Origin of the sequence: Microbacterium sp. LWH11-1.2 (assembly GCF_038397745.1) — a bacterium.
GTDB lineage: Bacteria > Actinomycetota > Actinomycetes > Actinomycetales > Microbacteriaceae > Microbacterium.
Genome location: NZ_CP151636.1, coordinates 3861897 through 3877224 on the forward strand (window position 1 = coordinate 3861897; position 15328 = coordinate 3877224).

Consider the following 15328-nt stretch of genomic DNA (forward strand, 5'->3'; position numbering starts at 1 on the left):
GATCGAGCGCTCAAGATAGCTATACCCCCTCGGATGCGACAGGATGTGAACGTGCCCCGCATCGTCGATCACGATGAGCGCCGCCGGCAGATCGCCGAGGCGCTGCTGACCGTCGCCGCCCGCGACGGTCACGAGAACGTGTCGTCGCGCGCGGTCGCGAAGGAGCTCGGCGTGGCGACCGGATCGCTCTGGCACTACTTCGACGGGTTCGACGACGTCGTGCGCGCCGCCGCCGCCGAGGTCACCCGTCGCACCGACACGCGGATCGCCGACGCCACCGCGGGCCTGCGCGGCCTGCCCCGACTGCACGCGCTCATGCGCGAGGTCCTCCCGGTCGACGAGCGCACCCGCAGCGAAGCGCATGTGGTCGTCGGATTCTGGGGGCGCGTCGCCACCCTCGAGACGACGCCGGATGCCGGGGCACCCACCCTCGCGACATGGCAGGACAGCATCCGCTCCTCCCTCGAGGAGGCGGTCGCCGATGGCACGCTCCGCGCCGAGACCCCGCAGGATGCCGTGATGGCCCTGCTGCGCTCGATCACCTACGGCCAGCAGGTGGTCGAGGTCACCGAGCCTCAGCCGGCCTCGGCGCACCTGGCCGTGCTCGAGGGCATCCTCGCCCCCTGGCGCGCCTGATCCGCACCGCCGCGGCCCGGGTCTTGTGACGCCGGGCGTTCCGTCGTACGATCGTGCCAACCCGTTTATTGAGCACTTGCTCGAAAATAGTGAGGTCGACGATGTCCCACCACCCGCAGCCCGTCTCGATCGAGAAGATCGCCGTCCCGCATCCGCTCGATCCGCTCACCGGCCCGGAGATCGCCGCCGCCCGCGCCGTCCTCGACGCCGCCGGCCTCATGACCGAGACCACGCGCGTGCCGATGCTGCTCCCCGACGAGCCGACGAAGCAGGAGCGCGCCGCCTGGCATCCCGGGGCGCCGATCGACCGGCGAGTCGACGTCACGCTGCTCGACATCGCCACCGGCGTCGCCACCGAGGTCATCGTGTCGATCACCCGCGGCGAGGTCCTCCGCACCGAGCGGGTGCCCAACGACGCGCCGCCCTACGGCCAGCCGCAGTATCTGTTCGAGGAGTACGAGCGCGCCGAGACGATCGCGAAGGCCTCGCCCGAGTGGCAGGCCGCGATGACGCGCCGCGGCCTCGCCGACCACATGGCGCTGGCGTTCTGCGGTCCGCTCGCCCCGGGATACACCGGCCGCGCCGACGAGGTCGGCCGCCGCATCATCCGCTCCCTCACGTTCCTCAAGAACGACGAGGCCGACTCCCCCTGGGCGCACCCCGTCGAGGGACTGATCGTGCACATCGACCTCACGACGAACAGCGTCATCCGGGTCGAGGACCACGGCGATGTACCGGTCCCCGCCGGACACGGCAACTACTACCCCGAGGCGCAGGGAGCCGCGCGCACGACCCTCAAGCCCATCGAGATCACCCAGCCCGAGGGGCCGAGCTTCACGGTCACAGGCTCCCTCGTCGAGTGGGAGGGCTGGTCGATGCGCGTGGACTTCAACGCCCGCGAAGGCCTCGTGCTGCACGACGTCTCGTTCGGCGGACGCTCGGTGCTGAGCAGGGCGAGCGTGCCGGAGATGGTCGTGCCGTACGGCGACACCGCACCGGGACGCTTCTGGATCAGCTACTTCGACGCCGGCGAGTACCTCCTCGGCAAGAACGCCAACCACCTCGAGCTCGGCTGCGACTGCCTCGGCGTCATCCGCTACCTCGACGGCCATGTGGCCGACGATCACGGCAACCCGGTGCGCATCCCGAACGTGATCTGCATGCACGAAGAGGACTACGGCATCCTCTGGAAGCACACCGACCTCTCCGGCCGCTCCGACGTGCGCCGCTCGCGCCGCTTCGTCGTGTCGTACTTCTCGACGATCGGCAACTACGACTACGGCTTCTACTGGAACTTCTCCCTCGACGGCTCGATCGAGGTCGTCGCGAAGGCCACCGGCATCGTCTTCGCCGCAGCCGGCGAGCCCGGCGTGCGGCAGAAGCACGCGACCGAGCTCGCACCCGGCGTCTTCGCCCCGGTGCACCAGCATCTGTTCTGCGCCCGACTCGACGTCGCGATCGACGGAGACGACAACCGACTTCTCGAGATCGACGCCCAGCGCGTGCCGATGGGTCCGGACAACCCCTTCGGCAACGCGTTCACCTGGTCGGAGACGCTCCTCGCGACGGAGCAGGCAGCGCAACGCGAGGCCGACACGTCGGTCGCGCGCGTCTGGGAGGTGCAGAGCGCCACGCGGACCAACCGGGTGGGCCGCCCCACCGCGTATCACCTGATCCCCGAGCCGACCGCTCTGCTGATGGCCGATCCGGAGTCGTCGGTCGCCGCACGTGCCGCCTTCGCCACGAAGCACCTCTGGGCGACGCGGCACGAGCCGGGGCAGATCTGGCCCGCGGGTCGCTACCCGAACGCGCATCAGGGCGGGGCGGGGCTGCCGGAGTACTCGGCGGGCGATCGCTCGATCGACGGCGAGGACATCGTGCTCTGGCACACGTTCGGGCTCACGCACTTCCCCCGCCCCGAGGACTGGCCCATCATGCCCGTCGACTACGCGGGCTTCTGGTTCAAGCCGAACGGCTTCCTCGACCAGAACCCCGCGATGGACGTGCCGGAGTCCTCACAGGCGCATGCCGCTCCGGCGGCGGAGGGATGCTGCGGCGGAGGCGACGCCTGCAGCTGCGGTCACTGAACGCGACCGCATCCCGTCAGGCGAGCGCGGCGATCGCGTCGCGGAGGATGCCGTCGGCGTCGACGAGCGCGGATGCCGCGGCCTCGGGCGACGCGTCGACGGCGAGCATCAGCAGGGCGAGCTTCACCGAGCCGTCGGCGGCACGGAGCGCCTCCGACGCGGCGTCGACGCCGACGCCGGCCAGCTGCGACACCGTGCGGATGGACCGGGCGTGCAGCTTCTCGTTGGTGGCGAGCAGGTCGACCATGACCCCGCGATAGGTCTTGCCGAGCTTGATCATCGACAGCGTGGTGAGCATGTTCACCACGAGCTTCTGCGCGGTGCCGGACTTCAGCCGTGTGGATCCCGAGATGAACTCGGGTCCGGTGACCACCTCGATCGCGATCTCGGCGGCCGCGCCGATGGCGGAGTCGGCATTCGAGGCGATCGCGACCGTCAGCGCGCCGAGCCCCCGCGCGTACTCCAGCCCGCCGACGACGTAGGGCGTCCGCCCGGATGCCGAGATGCCGACGACCGTGTCGCTCGCGGACAGGTCGAGGTCGCGCAGCGATGCGGCGGCCGCCTCGTCGTCGTCCTCCGCGTTCTCGACGGCGGACCGGATCGCGGTCTCGCCCCCGGCGATCAGCCCCACGACCATCGAGGGGTCCGTCCCGAAGGTGGGAGGGCACTCGCTCGCGTCGAGCACGCCGATGCGTCCTGCGGTTCCCGCACCGATGTAGATGAGCCGTCCGCCGCGGCGGAACCGCGCGGTGATCCCGTCGATCGCGGAGGCGATCTCGGTGGCGCGCTCCGCGACCGCGGCCGGGACGCGGCGGTCCTCGGCGTTCATGCGCCGGATGAGCTCGGCGGTGTCGAGCAGGTCGAGGTCGCCGCGCTCCGTGGTCGACGCCTCGGTGTCGAGGCTCTCGAGCACCGAGAGCAGGGCGGTCAGTCGGGCGTCGTCATTCGGCACGGTGCACGAACCTTTCGTGGGGAAGATCGACACGGCGCGCGAGGAGCAGCGCGCCGTCGAGAGCGGTGCCGGCTGCGGGGACGGTCTGCCGTCCTGCCGCCTGCAGCGCGGAGACCAGGGCGGCACGGAACCAGGCGTGCTGGGTGAGCCCGCCGTGGAGCGCGACCGTGAGCGTGCGGGACGAGGCGGCGACCGCGGAAGCGGTGAGCAGCCGCACCGCGTCGTCGACGATCTCGCCGGCCACGCGATCGCCTGCGGCCGCGGAGTCGAGCACCAGCGGGGCGAAGGTCGCGAGCCGCCGCGCGAGCGGTTCGGGATCCGCCAGCCAGCCGATGACGTCGGATGCCGTGCCGATCCGCGCCTCGATCGCCGGGGTGAGCACGGTGTCGGGCGACAGACCCGCGGATGCGCGGAGCACCGCGCGCAGGGCCTCCCGGCCGAGCCAGGACCCGCTCCCGAAGTCGCCGAGCTCGGGCCCCCATCCGTCGACGAGCCTGGCGCCGTCGGCATCGATGCCGAGTGCCGCGGCGCCGGTGCCGGCGATGAGGAGCACGCCCTCCCCGCCCGCGAGCGCACCGGCGTGCGCGGCGACGACGTCGGACGCGACGGCGACCCTGGCGTGCGTCGTCGTCGCCAGAGCGGCGGCCAGCTGTCGGGCTGCGCCGGGGGCGCTCCATGCGCCGGCGGCGCCGACTCCGACGAGGTCGATGGGGCCGTCGTCCGCCCGCAGCAGAGGCAGGATGGCGGCGGTCGCCGCGTTCACGCCGTCGGCCGCGGCGAGGCCGGGGGCGCCCACGCCCTCGCGGACCACGTCGCCGGACGAGACACGGCACCGGGACTTGCCGAGATCGACGGCGACGGCGGGGCGCGGGGAACTCATGAAAATAGTCTACGCAGAAGCGACTAATCGTGGAACAATTGTTCATCCGGCCGTTTCCGAGCCCAGGAGGGGCATGAGCATCCAGACGACCATCGCGACGGCCGCCGAGACCCTTCCGCCCTCGCTCGCTCGGATCGCCCGCGTCATCGCCGACGATCCCACCACCGCCGTCGAGAGCACGATCTCCGAACTCGCCGCTCTCTGCGACACCTCGGTCGCCTCTGTCGTGCGCTTCTGCCGCGTCATCGGCCTTCGCGGCTACGCCGCACTGCGGATGGCGCTGGCCGCCGAGCTCGGGCGCGAGTCCGTGCAGTTCAACGCCCCCGCCGGTTTCGGCTCCGAGATCGCCACGGGCGACACCCTTCCGGATGCCGTCGGCAAGATCGCGGCGCTCGAGCTGCTCGCGATCGAGGAGACGATCGGGAATCTCGACTTCGACGTGCTGGCTGCGGCCGTGGAGGCGATCGATCAGGCGGACCGCATCCTGCTCTTCGGCGTCGGCGCGAGCCGCCTGGTCGCCGACGACCTCGGACACAAGCTCCTCCGGATCGGGCGCTCGGCGATCGTGCTGTCCGACGCGCACGAGGCGAGCGCCGCGGCGTCGCTCAGCGCGACGAGAGCGGTCGCGATCGGGTTCTCGAACTCGGGGTCGACGAGGGAGACGCTGCGGTTCCTGCAGGCGGCGCACGGCGCCGGCACGACGACGGTCGGAGTCACGAGCGTCGTCGACTCCCCTCTCGCCCGCGAATCGGACCATGCCCTGTTCACCCACGCGCGCGAACCCCGTTTCCGGGCGGGAGCCATGGTCAGCCGCATCGCCCAGCTCGCGCTCGTCGACTGCCTCTTCGTCGGCGTCGCCCAGCGTCGCCACGCCCACACGGTGCACGCGCTCCAGCGCACGGCCGACGCAGCCAGGGCGCTCCGCGACGAGTGACGTCGGCCGCGGCGCCGTCAGTGCGCCGACGCCGCTTCAGGAGCGGGGGCGGGGGTCCGGGGCGACCCGGTCGAGCTCGCCGTGCGCAGGAACACGATGATCCAGCTGAAGATCAGCACGGCCGCGATGAGCTCCACCGCCGTGAGGTTGTAGTAGCCGACGACGAAGAACACCGCCAGCAGCACGATGACCAGCACGTACACCCAGCCGAAGACGACGAAGACGCGGGGGATGCTGCGCAGGAACCACGGAAGCCCGACCACGACCACCGCGAACACCACCGTCATGCCGGTCGCCACCGTGTTGTGCACGAGGAAGAACTCGTCGACGGGGAAGATGCCCACGCACGCGAGGAAGACGCCCAGCAGGATCAGGCCTCCCCGAACGACGAACCGGCCGCGGCGGTCGATCGGATCCGATGCCGGCAGGCCGGCCGTGGCGTAGCGCGAGATCGTCGTCACCATGACGCCGGCGATGATGAGCGTGATGTTGAAGGCGAGCGAGGCGCTGTTGGTGCTCATCCCGAGCGCCGAGAGGTTGTCGCGCCACCAGTGCGGATCGCTCGACGCGAGCATGCTGGCGAAGGCGCCGACGACGAGGAACACCGCGAGCACGAGAGACAGGACCGTCGGCGTGAGCGCGACGGCGCTGAGGAAGGAGACGTAGCCGGTCAGGGCGAAGGCCACGGCCACGAGCACCGCGCCGGGGAACGCGAACACCGGGGCATCCGTGAAGCTCCGCTCGAGCAGCTCCGCGATCCCGATCCAGCCGAGGTAGGCGATCGCCGCGTGGGCGAAGGCGATCGCGACGAGGTCGTACCACCGCAGCCGGTCACCCGGCACGCTGAAGCCGTCGCGAAGCCCGTCGGCGTCCGGCTCCGCCGGCCGCACCGCCAGGCGTCCCACCACGAAGGCGATGACCGCCGTGACGGCTCCCCCGACCGCCGCGAAGACGCCGATGGAGCCGGAGCCGCTGATCGCGAGCTCACGACCCCAGAAGACCGGCAGTCCGATCGCGAAGCCCAACACCAGGAAGGCCGCGCCCACGATGAGCGCCGTCGCCTCGAAGACGGCATCCGATCTGTCCGCTCCCCGCACCTGCCGCAGGACGAGCAGGATCCTGTCACCGAGAGCTTTCATCGTCCATCCTCCGGTCACATCCTAGGAGCAGTGCTGTGCGGCCGCCGCCGGTGATAACATCGCGGAACGGATCGTATACAACGTCGTCGTTCCACCATCCCGAGGTGATCAGTCATGAACGGTGCATTCGCTGCCCCCGTCGCCCCTGCCGAGTCGGTGTCGTCGCTCATCGCGCGCAACATCAGCGAGTTCCGCGCTGCCGTCTCCCAGTCCTTCGTCCCTCTGCAGGTGTCCAGCGACGGCCCCGATCACTTCCGCGGCGTCATCCGCGGCGCGTCCGTCGATGAGGTGCACGTGACGGAGGTGCGTGCGACGTCGCACGTCGTCGAGCGCACGCCCGAGCTGATCGCCCGCGGCGACCGCTCCTACTTCAAGGTGAGCCTGATGCTCGCCGGCACCGGCCTGCTCATCCAGGACGACCGCGAGGCCGTGCTGCACCCCGGCGACCTCGCCGTGTACGACACGGATCGCCCGTACTCCCTCGTCTTCGACCAGGACTTCCGCACGATGGTCGTGATGTTCCCGAAGCACCTGATCAGTCTGCCGTCCGACATGATCGGCCAGCTCACCGCGGTCCGGATCTCCGGCCAGGAGGGCCTCGGCGGTATGGTCGTGCCGTATCTGACGCAGCTCGCCGGAAACCTCGACCAGCTCGCCGGCACCACGGGCGCCCGCCTCGCGCACAGCGCCCTCGACCTCGTGACGACCGTGTTCACGCGCGAGCTCGGACTCGACGAGGTCTCCGCCGACCCGCATCGCGCGCTTGTGCAGCGCATCCGCTCGTACATCGACCGCAACCTGGCGTCGACCGACCTCGGCCCCGCGACGATCGCCGCGGCTCATTTCATCTCCACCCGTCACCTGCACGGGCTCTTCCAGGAGCAGGGGGTCACCGTCTCGACGTGGATCCGCACCCGTCGCCTCGAGCAGTGCCGACGCGACCTGCTCGACCCGATGCTCGCCGACCGCCCCGTCGCCGCGATCGCGGCCCGCTGGGGTTTCGTGGATGCCGCGCACTTCAGCCGCGCGTTCAAGGCGGCATTCGGGGTCTCCCCGAGCGAGTACCGCGCCGCGCACTGACGCCGCCGATCGCGGGTCCTTGCCCGGGAGGGCACGCCGGTTGACTCTCGGCGCGCGATGGTGCCCCCGCTCTTGAGCGGATGCCGCGCCGCGGCTGAGCATGAGGCAAGCGCACCGCGATGACGCGGCGCCCGGAGCATCGATGCTCCGCCACGTGCGATGTCAGGACCTCCATGACCGACACCTCCCTCGATCCGGCGCTCGACGAGTGGCGCACCTACGACGAGTTCGCCGCGGGGATCGACACCTTCCGGCTTCCGAACGTGTCCTTGGCCGGCACCGCGCTCGCCCTCAGCCTCGACGACGGCTCCGCGCTGTCCCTGAGCTTCGACTCCATCGCCGTCACCTGGACCGGATTCGATGCCTCCGGCACCGATCCCTACGATGCCGTCGCCGTGCGCGACGACGTCGTGTTCGTCAACATCCCGCTGGAGAGCCGCGAGCGCGAGGCGATCACCGTCGTCTTCTCCCGCACGACGCATCGCGCGACCGTCATCCGCTCCCGCATCGCGGCGGAGGCCGTGGAGGGCGTCCCGCAGGTCGGACAGGAGTTCTGGGCCGCGACGACCGACGCCGGCGAGGCGACGGGCGAGGTCCCCGGCCCGAGCCGCGACCTCATCGGCAAGCGCAACGTCTACCGCTACAGCCCGCACCACCTGTACGAGCACGTCTACGTGTCGAGCACGCGATACGCGTGGCAGTGCCTGGAGGGCGTGCAGCGCGGTCACGGCGACATGGATCTGTCGACCGTGTGGAAGTTCGCCGACGGACTGTACCTGTTCTGCTTCCGCGAGTTCCGCATCGCCGTGGCGAGCGTCTGGCTGCACGACCTCGGCTACCAACTGATGACCACGGGCATCTTCCTCGGACTCAACGGCGAAGGCCGGGCCGAGCACTCCCGGGGCGGTGGTCACATCTACCCGCTCGGCTCCGTCGCCTATCCCGACGCCCAGCCGGTCTGACCCCCTTCGACAGGCTCAGGAACCCGGAAGAGATCGAGGAGAGCGCATATGAGCAACGCAGACATCATCCGCGGCCACTACGCCGCCAGCGACCGGGGCGACCTCGACGGCATGCTCGCGCCGTTCGCAGCGGACATCCGGTGGACCGAGGCCGCCGGATTCCCGTACGCCGGCACCTACGTCGGACCGGATGCCGTCGCCGCGAACGTCTTCGCCCGCCTCCAGGAGGACTGGGACGACTACACCGTGGCGATCGACGAGGTCATCGACGGCGGAGACGTCGTGGTCGGCATCGGCACGTACTCGGGCACCAACAGGGCCACCGGACGGTTCTTCGCCGCTCGCGTCGCGCACGTCTGGCGCCTGAAGGACGCCGAGGTCGTCGCCTTCGAGCAGTTCACCGACACCGAGATGGTCAGCCGCGCGCTGCGCGACCCGTCGACAGGCTCAGGGACCCCGGCCTGAGCCGCAGCACGACACCGCACGACCCGAACACACGAGAGGCAGGAAGCACATGAACAGACGAGCATCCGGCACCGCGGCGGTCCTCGCCGTGGCAGCCCTCACCCTGGCCGGCTGCGCCGGCGGGGACGGCGGCGGAGGCGACGGCGCCCCGATCGTCGTCGGCTCCGTCAACACGATCAGCGGACCGGCGACGTTCCCCGAGGCATCGCAGGCGGCAGCCGCCGTCTTCGACGCCTTCAACGAGGCCGGAGGGCTCGATGGTCGCACGATCGAGTACAAGACCCTCGATGACAAGGGCGATCCCGCGACCGCCACGGCATCCGCTCGCGAACTGGTGGGCAGCGACGGCGCCGTCGCTCTCGTCGGCTCGGCCAGCCTCATCGAGTGCGAGATCAACGCCAAGTACTACGAGCAGGAGGGGATCCTCTCGATGCCCGGCATCGGCGTCGACACCGGATGCTTCGCCAGCGAGAGCATCTCACCGGCGAACGTGGGGCCGTTCAACGACATGACCCTCACGCTGCAGTACGGATCGGAGGTGCTCGGCCTGGACGACATCTGCATCCTGCTCGAGATCGCCGGCTCCACGCGCCCGACCTACCAGGCCGCGATCGACAAGTGGACGGAGATCACCGGCAAGGAGCCGAAGTACGTCGACGACACCGTGCCGTACGGCGCCTCGGATTACACGCCCTACATCGTCAAGGCACGGGACCAGGGCTGCAAGGCGCTCGCGATCAACCCGGTCGAACCCGACGCGATCGGTCAGGTCAAGGCGGCCAACGCGCAGGGCTGGGACGACGTGACCTGGCTCTACCTGACCAGCGTCTACAGCGAGAACTTCGCCGACGCGATCGACGACGCCGGCGCCGGGATCTACGTGCCCGCGGAGTTCTACCCGTTCACCGACGACAGCGAGATCAACGCCGACTGGCGGGAGCTGATGGAGGCGAACGACATCCCGCTCACCTCGTTCAGCCAGGGCGGGTACCTGGCCGCGACGTACTTCATCGAGGTGCTCGAGGGCATCGACGGCGACATCACGCGCGAGAGCGTCTCCGAGGCGCTCAAGGCCATGGACCCGATCGAGAACCCGATGGTGGGAACACCGTACGCGTTCGGCACCCAGAACACCGCGGGGTGGCCGATCATCCTGAAGTCCGGCACGAACGCCTGGGAGCAGGTCGCCGACGACTGGCTGCGCATCGGCGAATAGACACCCTTCACGCCCTTCGTCTCGCTTCGCTCGCTCAGGGACCGGAAGCAACCCCGGTCCCTGAGCCTGTCGAAGGGCCCCTCCCCCTCAGATCAGAAAGGACGCCTCATGCTGCAAGGCGCGATCGCCGGCCTCGCCGCCGGCGGACTCTACGCCGTCCTCGGCGTATGCCTGACGCTGATGTCACGCCTCGTCCGCGTGGTGAACTTCGCGCAGGCCGCGACCGGGATGTTCGGCGCGTTCACGGCGGTGTGGTTCGTCCGCGAGATCGGGCTGCCCATCTGGCTCGGGTCGGTGCTCGGTGTGCTGGTCGCGGGGCTGCTGGCCGCGGCGATCGGCTTCATCGCGGCGACCTGGCTCTCCGAGGCGTCGACCACCACACGCTCCGCGATGACGGTCGGGCCGCTGCTCCTGCTGATCTCGATGTCGTTCATCCTGTTCGGCAACAAGCCCCAGCCGTTCACACCGATCATCGCCGGGCCCGCCTTCTCGTTCGGCGGCGTCGTGGTCAGCCAGGTCACGGTCGCGACCGTGGCGATGGCGATCGTCACCGCCGTCGTGGTGCGGATCGTGCTTCGTCGCACCAGGGTGGGCACGCAGCTCCGTGCCCTCTCGGAGCGGCCGACGACGGCCGAGCTGCTCGGCATCCGCTCGCGTCCGCTGTCGATCGCGGTCTGGTTCGTGACCGGCGTGATCAGCGCGATCGCGATCATCATCGTGGCCCCGTCGCAGTCGAACGACGCGACGAGCCTCGCGATGCTCATCGTCCCCGCGGCCGCTGCCGCCCTGCTCGGCGGGTTCCGGCGTCTCGACCTCGCGGTGATCGGCGGCGTCGTGCTCGGCGTGCTCGGCGGCCTGGTCGCCCAGATCGACGAGGTCGCGCTCGTGCGCAACTTCCTCCCGTTCCTGTTCATCGTCGTCCTCCTCCTCTGGACGCAGCGCAAGGAGGTGTGGGATGCCGCTCGCTGACCGTCCCTGGTTCCGGATCACCTGGCCGTTCGCGATCGCCCTCGCGGGCATCGGGGCCGGCGCGATCCTGAGCGCGGCCCTGCCGGGCTATTTCGTGTTCCTCGCCATCAGCGCCGTGATCGCCGCCATCGCGATCCTCGGTCTCGGCATCGTGACCGGGTCCGCCGGCATGATCGCGCTGTGCCAGCTCACGTTCGCAGCCGTCGGCGCGTGGATCGTCTCGCTGCTCAACGTGCTGCAGGCACCGGGCGGATTCATCGTCTGGCTCGTGCTCGGCGGCATCGCCGCAGGGCTCGTCGGCGTGCTCGTCGGACTCCCCGCACTCCGCCTCCGCGGCGTGAATCTCGCGGTCGTCACACTCGGCTTCGCGGCAGCGGCCGACGTCACCCTCGTGCAGATCCAGTTCCCCGGCTCCGCCGACGGCACCGCGATCGAGCGCCCCACGATGTTCTCCGACGATCGGCAGTTCTTCTTCCTCTCGATCGTCGTGCTCGCACTCTGCGCGCTCGGAGTCTTCTTCCTCCAGCGCGGACGCTGGGGATCGAGCTGGAAGGCCGTCGCGTTCTCCGAGCGCGGCACCGCCGCCGCGGGCCAGAGCGTGCAGATCGCGAAACTCACGGCGTTCGCGGTCTCGGCCGCGCTGGGCGGCGTCGCCGGGGGTCTGCTGGCCGGTCAGGTGCAGCTGCCGTTCGCGTCGAGCTTCACTCCGCTGCAGTCTCTCGCGCTCTACGTGCTGGCGATCATGTCGGGCGCGCACCTGATCGACATGGCCATCTTCGGCGGCATCCTCTGGGTGCTCGTCCCCGAGCTGCTCAAGCGCTGGGGAATCCCGCAGGACTGGGGATTCGTGGTGTTCGGCGTGCTCGGCGTGCAGGCACTCACGAGTGGGACCAACCTCGGTCAGGGGATCCGCAACCTGTTCTACCGGCGGGCCGACCGGCGCGCGGCGAACGCCGAGCTCACGGCGCTCCCTCCGGATGCCGCAGCGGATGCCGGTGCCATCACCACGACGACCACCGCCACGGTCGACGAGGCCGCCCTCGACGGTGCACCCGTGCTCTCGGTCGAAGGGCTCACCGTGCAGTTCGGCGCACTCAAGGCGCTCGACGATGTGTCGGTCGTGGTGCCGGCCGCGTCGATCATGGGGCTGATCGGGCCGAACGGTGCAGGGAAGTCGACGTTCGTCGATGCGATCAGCGGATTCCTGCCGAAGCACGGCGGACGCGTGCTCCTCGGCGATCGGGATCTCGGAGGCCTCTCCCCCACCCGGCGCGCACGGCTCGGGCTGCGCCGCACGTTCCAGCAGGACCGCGTGCCGCCCGCGCTCACGATCGGCGCCTATGTGCGGTTCGTCGCACGACGCCGACTCGCGGCATCCGACATCGACGAGGTGCTGGAGTTCTTCGGATGCCCGCCGGCCCGCGCTCGCCTGTCGAGCGTCGACGTCGGAACGAGACGACTCGTCGAGGTCGCCGCGAACGTGGTGTCGCGCCCTCGGCTGCTGATCCTCGACGAGCCTGCTGCCGGGCTCTCGCATGACGAGCATCTGGCCCTCGCTGCGCGGCTCCGAGAGCTCCCGGCGCGCTACGGCATCGCGCTGATCATCATCGAGCACGACCTCGATCTCGTGCGCTCGGTCTGCCCGACACTGACCGTCCTGGACTTCGGGCGCGTGCTCGCCAGCGGACCGCAGGCCGAGGTCCTCGCGAACCCCGACGTCGTGAAGGCGTACATGGGAGAGACGGAGCTGCTGAAGTGAGCGAACTCGTCGTGGACGCCGTGAGCGTCAGCCGCGGGGCGGGCGCCGTCATCTCCGATGTCTCCCTGCGGGTCGAGGGCGGCGAGGTGCTGGCCCTGGTCGGTCCCAACGGCGCAGGAAAGACCAGCCTGATCGAGTCGATCTCGGGTGTGACCCCGCACTCCGCCGGCACCATCACGCTCGACGGCGAGCCGATCGACAGGCTGTCGCGGGTCGCGCGATCACGGCGCGGCATCGTGCACATCGAGCAGGGCAGAGCGGTGTTCCCCTCGCTCACCGTGCGGGAGAACATCTCGCTCACCGCCCGCACGTCCGCGGAGCTGGATGCGGCGATCGCGCAATTCCCCGAGCTGGAGAAGCGCATCGACTCGCCGACCGCCCTGCTCTCGGGCGGAGAGCAGCAGATGGTGGTGCTGGCGCGCGCCTTCGCCGCGAAGCCCCGCATCCTGCTCATCGACGAGATGTCGCTCGGGCTCGCGCCGGTCGTCTTCCTGCGGCTCATGCCGATCGTGCGCTCGATCGCGGACTCCGGCGTCGGGGTGCTGCTGGTGGAGCAGTTCACGCAGGTCGCCCTCGGTCTCGCGCGCGAGGCCGTGGTCGTCGCGGGCGGCCGGGTGTCCTTCCAGGGCACGGCGGAAGAGCTCAGCGCCGATCCCGCCCTGCTGCACCGCGCGTACCTCGGCGGCTGACGACATCCACGTCCTCCGCCGACCGGCCCCCTAGGTGGAGAGTTCGCCAGCTAGCCTGGAGAGGTGACCGAAACGATTCGCGCCCGCGCCGTCCTGCTCGACATGGACGGCACCCTCGTCGACTCGACTGCGGTCGTGGAACGGCTCTGGCTCGCCTGGGCGGAGCCGCACGGAATCGACCCCGAGCACGTGCTCAGCGTCGTGCACGGTCGGCAGGGGCACCAGAGCATGTCGATCATGCTGCCGGAGCGCGATCATGCGATCAATCTCCGCGAGAACGACGAGATGCTCGCGACCGAGACGAACGACGTCGACGGGGTCATCGAGATCTCGGGGGCGAAGGCGCTGCTCCTGGCACTGCTCCCCTACCCGCACGCGATCGTGACGTCCGCGAACGTCGCGCTGATGACGGCACGGATGCAGGCGGCAGGTCTCACCGTCCCCGCCCTCGCCGTCACGGCCGAGAGCGTCTCGGCATCCAAGCCGGATCCCGAAGGCTTCCTCCTCGGCGCGAAGACGCTCGGCGTCGACCCCGCCGACTGCATCGTGTTCGAGGACTCGGGGGCCGGCATCCAGGCGGGCCTCGCCGCCGGCATGCGCGTGGTCGGCGTCGGAGAGCACGCCGCAGCGCACAGCCCGACCTACCTCGTCGACGACCTCACGCAGGTCGCGGTCGTGGCGACGGGCGACGGCTTCGCGCTCGCCATCGACTGAGCGGGCTGCTACATCCCGGCGTGGTCGAACGCGATCGTCGGCACATCGACGACATGCGATCCGCCGTCGGCCACGATCACCGCGCCCGTGATGTACGACGACTCCCCCGAGCCGAGGAATCGCACGACCGACGCGATCTCCGACGGCTGTGCGGGTCGGCGCAGCGGCACGTCGGCGGTGACCGCCGCATAGGCCTCCTCGCGGGAGGAGAGATCCGCGTGGTTCGCGAACTCGTCCATCTCGTCGTCGGCCATCGGCGTCTGCACCCAGCCGGGGCAGATCGCGTTCACGCGCACCCCGTGCCGGCCGTAGTCGCGGGCGAGCGTGCGGGTCAGACCGATCAGCGCATGCTTGCCCACGGTGTACCCCGCGACCGACGGCCCGGCGAAGAGCCCGGCGAGCGACGACACGATCACGATCTGCCCCTTCGCCTCGATCAACGCGGGCAGCGACTCCCGCGCCATCGTGAAGGCGGTCGTGAGGTTGGCGCGGATCGCCGCCTCCCAGCCGGCGTCGTCGGTCTCGCCGACCGGCGAGAATCCGTGGCCTCCGGCATTCGCCACGAGCACGTCGATGCGTCCGAAGCGCGCCAGCACCTCGGCGACGGCCGCCTTCGCCGAGGCGGTGTCGGCGGCGTCCGCGACGACCGGCACGGCGCCGACGGCGCGCTCGACCTCCTGCAGCGGCTCCGGGCGGCGCCCGACGACCACGACGTGCGCGCCCTCGGCCGCATAGCGCTGGGCGATGGCGGCGCCGATGCCGGTGCCGCCTCCGGTGATGACGACGACGCGTCCGGCGACCGTCGATCCGACTGCGAGTCCCATTTCTGCTCCCTGTACTGATCTG

The 15328-nt window shown here is 70.4% G+C and carries 15 protein-coding genes; 11 read left to right on the forward strand and 4 right to left on the reverse strand.

Features of this window, described 5'->3' with window-relative positions; all coding sequences use genetic code 11:
• The first annotated feature begins 51 nt into the window (after positions 1 to 51).
• Positions 52 to 636, forward strand: a complete 585-nt coding sequence (locus tag MRBLWH11_RS18905; RefSeq protein ID WP_116634790.1) for a TetR/AcrR family transcriptional regulator — start codon at positions 52 to 54, stop codon at positions 634 to 636.
• Between the two features lie 101 nt (positions 637 to 737).
• Complete coding sequence (locus tag MRBLWH11_RS18910) at positions 738 to 2723, forward strand: primary-amine oxidase (protein ID WP_341945943.1); 1986 nt, start codon at positions 738 to 740, stop codon at positions 2721 to 2723.
• 16 nt (positions 2724 to 2739) lie between these two features.
• Here MRBLWH11_RS18910 and murQ read toward each other — a convergent pair whose 3' ends face one another.
• Entirely contained in the window at positions 2740 to 3675 is a 936-nt protein-coding gene (gene murQ / locus MRBLWH11_RS18915) for an N-acetylmuramic acid 6-phosphate etherase (protein WP_341945944.1), read from the reverse strand.
• A complete protein-coding gene (locus MRBLWH11_RS18920) occupies positions 3665 to 4555 on the reverse strand; it encodes a BadF/BadG/BcrA/BcrD ATPase family protein (RefSeq protein WP_341945945.1) in 891 nt (296 codons plus the stop codon). Before MRBLWH11_RS18920 ends, murQ begins: the two co-directional genes overlap by 11 nt.
• A gap of 73 nt (positions 4556 to 4628) precedes the next feature.
• Between MRBLWH11_RS18920 and MRBLWH11_RS18925 the strand changes: the two genes are divergently transcribed.
• Complete coding sequence (locus MRBLWH11_RS18925) at positions 4629 to 5489, forward strand: MurR/RpiR family transcriptional regulator (RefSeq protein WP_116634717.1); 861 nt, start codon at positions 4629 to 4631, stop codon at positions 5487 to 5489.
• 17 nt (positions 5490 to 5506) lie between these two features.
• On the opposite strand, the gene MRBLWH11_RS18930 is transcribed toward MRBLWH11_RS18925, so the two are convergent.
• On the reverse strand, positions 5507 to 6628 hold the full coding sequence (locus tag MRBLWH11_RS18930) for a DUF998 domain-containing protein (protein ID WP_341945946.1): 1122 nt from the start codon (positions 6626 to 6628) through the stop codon (positions 5507 to 5509).
• Positions 6629 to 6742: 114 nt separating this feature from the next.
• On the opposite strand from MRBLWH11_RS18930, the gene MRBLWH11_RS18935 reads away from it, so the two are divergent.
• The 8 genes from MRBLWH11_RS18935 (at position 6743) to MRBLWH11_RS18970 (ending at position 14482) form a co-directional block, all read left to right on the forward strand.
• A complete protein-coding gene (locus tag MRBLWH11_RS18935; protein WP_116634715.1) occupies positions 6743 to 7708 on the forward strand; it encodes a helix-turn-helix domain-containing protein in 966 nt (321 codons plus the stop codon).
• A gap of 173 nt (positions 7709 to 7881) precedes the next feature.
• The gene (locus MRBLWH11_RS18940) at positions 7882 to 8670 is read left to right on the forward strand and encodes a MoaF C-terminal domain-containing protein (protein WP_341945947.1); all 789 of its coding nucleotides are present in this window, start codon (positions 7882 to 7884) and stop codon (positions 8668 to 8670) included.
• A 48-nt stretch (positions 8671 to 8718) separates the two neighbouring features.
• The gene (locus tag MRBLWH11_RS18945; RefSeq protein WP_116634713.1) at positions 8719 to 9135 is read left to right on the forward strand and encodes a nuclear transport factor 2 family protein; all 417 of its coding nucleotides are present in this window, start codon (positions 8719 to 8721) and stop codon (positions 9133 to 9135) included.
• 49 nt (positions 9136 to 9184) lie between these two features.
• Complete coding sequence (locus MRBLWH11_RS18950) at positions 9185 to 10351, forward strand: ABC transporter substrate-binding protein (protein WP_341945949.1); 1167 nt, start codon at positions 9185 to 9187, stop codon at positions 10349 to 10351.
• A 108-nt stretch (positions 10352 to 10459) separates the two neighbouring features.
• Entirely contained in the window at positions 10460 to 11320 is an 861-nt protein-coding gene (locus tag MRBLWH11_RS18955; RefSeq protein ID WP_341945950.1) for a branched-chain amino acid ABC transporter permease, read from the forward strand.
• Positions 11307 to 13079 (forward strand): ATP-binding cassette domain-containing protein, encoded by a 1773-nt coding sequence (locus MRBLWH11_RS18960; protein WP_341945951.1) that lies wholly within the window; start codon positions 11307 to 11309, stop codon positions 13077 to 13079. Before MRBLWH11_RS18955 ends, MRBLWH11_RS18960 begins: the two co-directional genes overlap by 14 nt.
• Positions 13076 to 13768 (forward strand): ATP-binding cassette domain-containing protein, encoded by a 693-nt coding sequence (locus MRBLWH11_RS18965; protein WP_116634709.1) that lies wholly within the window; start codon positions 13076 to 13078, stop codon positions 13766 to 13768. The genes MRBLWH11_RS18960 and MRBLWH11_RS18965 overlap by 4 nt, the downstream gene beginning before the upstream one ends.
• Positions 13769 to 13831: 63 nt before the next feature.
• Complete coding sequence (locus tag MRBLWH11_RS18970; protein WP_341945953.1) at positions 13832 to 14482, forward strand: HAD-IA family hydrolase; 651 nt, start codon at positions 13832 to 13834, stop codon at positions 14480 to 14482.
• 8 nt (positions 14483 to 14490) lie between these two features.
• Here MRBLWH11_RS18970 and MRBLWH11_RS18975 read toward each other — a convergent pair whose 3' ends face one another.
• Positions 14491 to 15306 carry an SDR family oxidoreductase gene (locus MRBLWH11_RS18975; protein WP_341945954.1) on the reverse strand — a complete coding sequence of 272 codons (816 nt, stop codon included), beginning with the start codon at positions 15304 to 15306 and terminating at the stop codon, positions 14491 to 14493.
• Positions 15307 to 15328 lie beyond the last annotated feature (22 nt).